This window comes from Clostridium sp. SHJSY1 (assembly GCF_031626875.1).
Lineage (GTDB): Bacteria > Bacillota > Clostridia > Clostridiales > Clostridiaceae > Clostridium.
On record NZ_JANDMF010000038.1, the window covers coordinates 46,626 to 53,129 of the forward strand.

Consider the following 6,504-nt stretch of genomic DNA (forward strand, 5'->3'; position numbering starts at 1 on the left):
AGAATATGCTAACTAGAAAGATTAGTTAATTTAAGACTTCCATTTTTCTTCTAGAAATCTAGATAAAGCTGGACTAGCATTTAATGACTTACATAATGATTTATAATCTTCTAATTTATTAGAAGATTCTTTACCTGTCCTTTGAGCTCTAATCATAAGATTTTTTGGAGTTTCTAGAGGAGAAATATATTCTACTATAGAAACATTATATCCCTTGGCTTCAAGCATAAGACCACGCATACCATCAGTTAAAGCATCTGCCATTCTTGCTTTTAATATTCCATACTTTGTTATTGATTTGAATGGCTCATAATTATACTGACTAAGTAATTCTCTATGGCAGCAAGGGACAGCGATGATAAGATCAGATTTAACTTTTATTCCAAGGGCAAGAGCCATATCAGTAGCTGTATCACAAGCATGTAATGACATAACCATATTTATTTTTCTGTTTGGTTTGTAATCTTTTATGTCCATTGCAAGAAATTCCATATTTCTATACTCAAGTTCATTAGCTATGGATTTAGAGGTTTTTATTACTTCTTTTGAAATATCTATACCAATAAAATTACACTTTACTTTTTTTACTTCAGTTAAATAGTAATTTAAAACAAAAGTTAAATATGATTTTCCACATCCACAATCTAAAATAGTTAGAGATTTATCTTTAGGAAGTGCATCTAATTCCTTATCAATAAGTTCAACATAATGATCAATTTGGTTGTACTTTCTAATTTTATCATTTAATATTTTACCGTCTTTGCTCATAATTCCTATAGCTTTTAGAAGTGGATTAGCCTTTCTAACTTTTATTAAATAATTTCTATTTAATAAAGTAGAGGTATCATCATGTTTATCTGTATCTTCAATTTGTTCGTTTTCTTTAGTTGTCATTTTTACGTTTTTGTTATCAGCAGTAATTGTTATGACACTACCTCTTTCACAATAAGTTAATGTTAAGGAGTCGTATTGTTCTGCTTCTTTACATATGTTATTTAGAAGGTCTTCTATAGAGTAGGATGAACTTATTCCATTGAAGTTATAATTTATTTTATTATTATCATATAGACCAATTCCTTTGAAATTTTTTAATCCAGTTGTATATACAACATTTATACTTTTAAATAAATCATTATTTTCAACAAATTTATTTTTGAGTCCTAAAAAGAAAAAATTCAGTTTAGATATATTTTGCTTATTCAAATTATCACCTATCCTTTATAATAAATTTATACCATAAACTAATATAAGCATAATAGAATTAAATAGCAATAGTAATCATAGTATTGCTGAATTATTAAGATATAATATATAATTATAGTTACAAGATGGAAGTGGGAGATGACTTTATGTTGCAAGAACAATGTGTAAGCATTGCAGGAAGCTTAGACAATAAACAAGATTATGTAATAAGAGATAAAAATAAAATAAATATTGGTAGATTTACAATTATAGATTTAGATGAAGAAAATAAAAAATGTAGCATTAAGTTAAAATTCTATAGAGATGATGACTATGAATTGTTGAAAGAAACATTAAACTTAATATTAAAGGCTATATTTAAAGATATAAGCATAAATAAAGTAAATGTTTATGTTGCAGATACAATAATGACATCAGTATTTTTAGACTTAGGATTTACTCTAGAAGGAGTATTTTTTGATAATATTTATTATCAAGGGGAATATCATAATGAAATAGCTATGGGAATAACTAGAATAGATTACAATGTAGGAAAGAGAAATAATCTAGCGGAATTATATTCTCAAAATATTATGATAAAGTTATTAACACCTGAAGATGCAGAAGTGTTATTGAAGTATTGTATTGATAATCGAGAACATCTAAGAACATTTGAACCAATGAGAGATAATGGATATTATACATTAGAAGCTCAAAGGGAAATATTAAGTGAGAGTTATAGACAATTTTTAACTGGTACTACTGTGGATTTTGGAATCTTTAAGAATGAAAGGCTTATAGGAAAATTAAAGATATCTAATATAGTTAATGGTATATTTAAAAGTGCTACAATAGGATATTCTATAGATAAAAATGAGCAAGGTAATGGATATATGAAGGAAACTGTGAAATTAGCCATAAAATATGCTTTTGAAGAATTACAGCTTCATAGGTTAGAAGCATCTGCGTTAGTAGAAAATACAAAGTCACAAAATGTATTAAAGGCATGTGGATTCAAGGAATTAGGTATAAATGAACAATATCTATTTATAAATGGGAAGTGGAGAGATCATATAACTTATTATATTACGAGTAAACATATGAAAGGAATGGGATAATGAATATAGAGCTTAAGCATGATGAGATTGTTTCTAAAGTTTTTAACAATAATATTGTATTGGTAAATTCTGATAATAAGGAAAAGATACTTTTTGCTAAAGGTATTGGTTTTGGCAAGAAACCAGGAACTGCTATAAAAAAAGGAACTCAGGTAGATAAGATATTCACTATAGAAGATAATGATAATAGAGCTAATTTTTACGACATAATTGATAAGGTTGATAAAGAATTTTTTGCTTTGTGTGAAGAATGCATATATGAAGTAGCAAAACAAATAAATAAGGAATTAAATGAGAGTATACATGTAGGACTTATAGATCATTTATTCTTTGCAGTTAAGAGGATGAAAAGTGAAGAAGTGATTGAAAATCCTTTTTTAGTTGAAATTGAAACATTATATCCAAAAGAATTTAGTCTTGCCAAAATGGTTGCAGATAGAGTTGCAAAGTATGCAAAAGTTCGTATGCCAGATGATGAAGTTGGATTTATCGCATTACATATACATTCAGCAATAAACAATGGAAATCTATCAAAAACACTTAAGAATAATTATTTAGGTAGCACTATAGTCGAACATGTAGAAGATAGGTTAAATATAGAAATTGATAGAAAATCTTTAGATTATGCTAGATTTTTAACTCATATTAAGTTTGCAGTACAAAGAATATTAGAAAATAAAAATGTTGATAATCAATTAGGGGAAATTATCAAAAATACATATAAAGAATCTTATGAAATAGCAAAGGAAGTTGCTGATATAATAGGTAATGAATTAAAGGTTAAAGTAAAGGATGATGAGGTGACTTTTTTGACGATTCATATCGAACGTTTTAGGATATCTTTAAATCAATAAAAAAAATCCTATTAAACCTTTACAAAGAGAAAATGATATGGTATTATTATGTCATAAATTAATAAGTAAGGTGTCACTGGTAATGCAGGCAAGACTTAATATAACTAGATGTGTTTTGCATATTAAAAAATGTGTAGGGCATAATAAGTTATTATTGAAGTCTTTTTTTATTACTTAAAATCTGATATCTAAGCTGGCCAGCTTAATATAAAGAACCCTTTACTAAAAATTTTTATTAATATTTATAAAGATTTGGAGGAATTATCAATGCTTAAATTTTTACAAAGAATAGGTAAAGCAATAATGTTACCAATAGCAGCTTTACCAATAGCGGGTATATTACTAGGAATAGGTGGAGCACTTTTAGGAATAGCAAAATTAGACAATCCACCATCTGTATATGGACCACTTATATCTTTTGTTACAATTCCAGCTATTACTGCAATTTTAACTGTAATGAATGATATCGGTAACATTATTTTTGGGAACCTTCCATTGTTGTTCGCAGTAGGTGTTGCAGTAGGATTAGCTAAAAAGGATAAAGGTACAGCAGCATTAGCAGCAGTATTTGGATTTATAGTAATGAATCAAGCTATTTCAACTTTACTTGGGTTAGGTGCAACTCAACTTGGAGTTTTAAATGCAACTAATATTACAGACCCTGGCAAAGCTGCATATGCAACTTATGTTACTAAAAGCCTTGGTATATTTACATTAAATATGTCAGTTTTTGGTGGTATTATAACAGGTATAATTACATCAATATTACATGATAAATATCATACAATTCAATTGCCACAAGTTTTAGGATTTTTCTCAGGTTCTAGATTTGTACCAATAATAACATCTCTTACTATGGCAATAGTTGGAGGAGTATTAGCTTTTGTATGGCCAGTAGTTCAAAATGGTATTGCAGGTGTAGCTGACTTAGTTAGAGCAGCTGGTCCTATAGGAACATTCTTCTATGGAATTATAGAAAGAGCATTAATTCCATTTGGATTACATCATGTATTCTATACTCCATTCTGGTTTAGTTCATTTGTTGAAGGTAAGGTATTAGTTAATGGTGCATGGCAAACAATTGCTGGTGCAAATACAGCTTATTTTGCTCAATTATCAAGTATGGGAGACTTAGTTGGAGCATCATCTGATACTATGTCAACAGTAGTTGGTGGTACAACAAGATTTATGGCAGGTAAGTTCCCATTCATGATGTTTGGTTTACCAGCAGCAGCTTTTGCAATGTATAAAACAGCTAAGCCAAGCAAAAAGAAAGTTGTTGGATCATTATTAATATCAGCTGGTGTTACAGCAATGCTTACTGGTATTACTGAACCAATAGAATTTACATTCTTATTCGTTGCTCCAGTATTATATGGAGTTCACTGTGTGTTAGCTGGGTTATCATTCATGTTAATGGATATATTAAACGTATTTGTAGGGATGACTTTCTCAGGAGGATTGATTGACTTCTCATTATTTGGGATACTTCCAGCAGGAGCAGGAGTTCCAACTCATTGGTACATGATTGTATTAGTTGGTTTAGTTTATGCAGTGATTTACTACTTCTTATTCTACTTCATGATTACTAAATTGAACTTAAAGACTCCAGGTAGAGAAGATGATGAAGAAGAAACAAGACTTTATTCAAAGGCTGACTACCAAAAAGCAAAAGGACTTAATGCAGATTCAGCAGATGGTAAAGTTGGAAATAAAGGAACTCAAAATGAAATAGTAGAAAAGGCACCTTTAGTTTTAGCAGCATTTGGTGGGGCTGAAAATATAGTAAGTGTAGATGCTTGTATAACAAGACTTAGAATTGAAGTTGTTGATAAGTCAAAAGTTGATAAAGATGAATTAAAGAGATTAGGAGCTGCAGGGGTAGTTGAAGTAGGTAATGGAATGCAAGCTATCTTTGGAGCAAAAGCAGATAGATATAAGAGTGAAATTAATTCAATATTAGGAATTGATTAATTAAATTATACATAGATAAACTTTGAACCTAATAATAAATTACCAAGACAAGTTTTAGTTAAAAAACTTGTCTTGGCTTTTTATATGATTAAAGATACTTTTATATGAATTTTAAATAACAAAAAGCTTTCTAATGACACAGAAAGCTTTTTGTTATTATTATATGATATAGTTAACTATTGGCGTTTCACCTGCAACAGAGTCTATGTTTTCTATTGGGTCGATAGAAGTTAGAATATCTGGATTAGTTATTAAAACAGGAGTCATTAATGAGAAACCTTTACTTTTAATAAATTCTCTATCAATTTTTATTATTGGAGTACCAGCTTTAACCTTAGCTCCTTGTTGAGCTAGCTGCTCAAAGCCTTCACCATTTAGTGAAACAGTATCAACACCTATATGAACTAGAAGTTCAATTCCATTGTCTAAAGTTAATGCAAAAGCATGCTTTGTATTAAATACTAAAGCTAATTCACCATCTGCTGGTGCTACAACTACATCTCCAGTTGGATCTATAGCAACACCATCCCCAGCCATCTTTTGTGCAAAAACAGGATCAGGTACTTCTGATAAAGGTACCACCTTTCCATTTACAGCTGCAACTAATTGAGGTGCTTTTTTTTCTTTATTATTTCTCTTTTTAAAAAATCCAAACATAAGGTCATCCTGTAAAAACAGGATTACTCACATCCTTTCATCATTTATTACTTTATTTTCAAAATATAAATAGAAAGTTCACTAAAATAAAAAAAGGCATAAATTTTTTCTACAAAAAATTTATGCCTGATTTAACAGTTACACATCTATATTAATATTATATTATTTGGGAAATTGTATGTCAACTAAATTCTTTAAATAAAGCATATTAGATAGTGATTTATTTAAGAGTTCATTTACAATAATGTAGAATATTTTTTATATATAATATGTAGGAATTTTGAATATATATTTAGAATAATTATTTTGAGGAAACTATGAAATATTTGAAATACAATTATATAGATAAATTATGAATTAAGACATGAATAATTTATCTATATAAGGGAATTTGATAGAAACTAATCCTAGTGTGTCGATATGCGTAATTTGATGTAATAATTAGAATTATAAAGAAATATGATAATTATATTCCTAAACAAGATATAAAAGAATGAGAACAAGTATTATATGTGTTAAGATAGAATACGTCGCCAAGGAGCGCAGCCAATCAAGTTTGAAAAGATAAATAAAAAACTTGTTGACATGTGTAGAATAAGGTGATAAGATAAGAAAGTCGCTTGAGGGCGGCAAACAAATTGGTCTTTGAAAATTGAACAGATTATATAAGTTAAAAACCAGCAATTCTTTTAGAGTAAGTTTTTTGAGTAGATTAAACT

Annotated in this window: 5 protein-coding genes; 3 read left to right on the forward strand and 2 right to left on the reverse strand. The window is 28.7% G+C overall.

The features are described 5' to 3' along the window. Positions 1–30: 30 nt before the first annotated feature. Positions 31–1,203 (reverse strand): SAM-dependent methyltransferase, encoded by a 1,173-nt coding sequence (locus NNC19_RS16470; protein WP_310939763.1) that lies wholly within the window; start codon positions 1,201–1,203, stop codon positions 31–33. A 146-nt stretch (positions 1,204–1,349) separates the two neighbouring features. Between NNC19_RS16470 and NNC19_RS16475 the strand changes: the two genes are divergently transcribed. The 3 genes from NNC19_RS16475 to NNC19_RS16485 all read left to right on the forward strand — a co-directional run bounded on the left by NNC19_RS16475 (position 1,350) and on the right by NNC19_RS16485 (position 5,128). Continuing rightward, on the forward strand, positions 1,350–2,300 hold the full coding sequence (locus NNC19_RS16475) for a GNAT family protein (protein ID WP_310939764.1): 951 nt from the start codon (positions 1,350–1,352) through the stop codon (positions 2,298–2,300). Next, positions 2,300–3,154, forward strand: a complete 855-nt coding sequence (gene glcT, locus NNC19_RS16480; protein ID WP_310939765.1) for a glucose PTS transporter transcription antiterminator GlcT — start codon at positions 2,300–2,302, stop codon at positions 3,152–3,154. Before NNC19_RS16475 ends, glcT begins: the two co-directional genes overlap by 1 nt. 267 nt (positions 3,155–3,421) lie before the next feature. Continuing rightward, positions 3,422–5,128 carry a PTS transporter subunit EIIC gene (locus tag NNC19_RS16485; RefSeq protein WP_310939766.1) on the forward strand — a complete coding sequence of 569 codons (1,707 nt, stop codon included), beginning with the start codon at positions 3,422–3,424 and terminating at the stop codon, positions 5,126–5,128. 159 nt (positions 5,129–5,287) lie between these two features. On the opposite strand, the gene NNC19_RS16490 is transcribed toward NNC19_RS16485, so the two are convergent. Continuing rightward, entirely contained in the window at positions 5,288–5,785 is a 498-nt protein-coding gene (locus NNC19_RS16490) for a PTS glucose transporter subunit IIA (protein ID WP_310939767.1), read from the reverse strand. Positions 5,786–6,504 lie beyond the last annotated feature (719 nt).

What these genes read in the sequence shown, in the direction of transcription:
- NNC19_RS16475 (WP_310939764.1), top strand. Translation starts at nt 1,350, where the DNA reads ATGTTGCAAGAACAATGTGTAAGCATTGCAGGAAGCTTAGACAATAAA.
- glcT (WP_310939765.1), top strand. Translation starts at nt 2,300, where the DNA reads ATGAATATAGAGCTTAAGCATGATGAGATTGTTTCTAAAGTTTTTAAC.
- NNC19_RS16485 (WP_310939766.1), top strand. Translation starts at nt 3,422, where the DNA reads ATGCTTAAATTTTTACAAAGAATAGGTAAAGCAATAATGTTACCAATA.
- NNC19_RS16490 (WP_310939767.1), bottom strand. Translation starts at nt 5,785, where the DNA reads ATGTTTGGATTTTTTAAAAAGAGAAATAATAAAGAAAAAAAAGCACCT.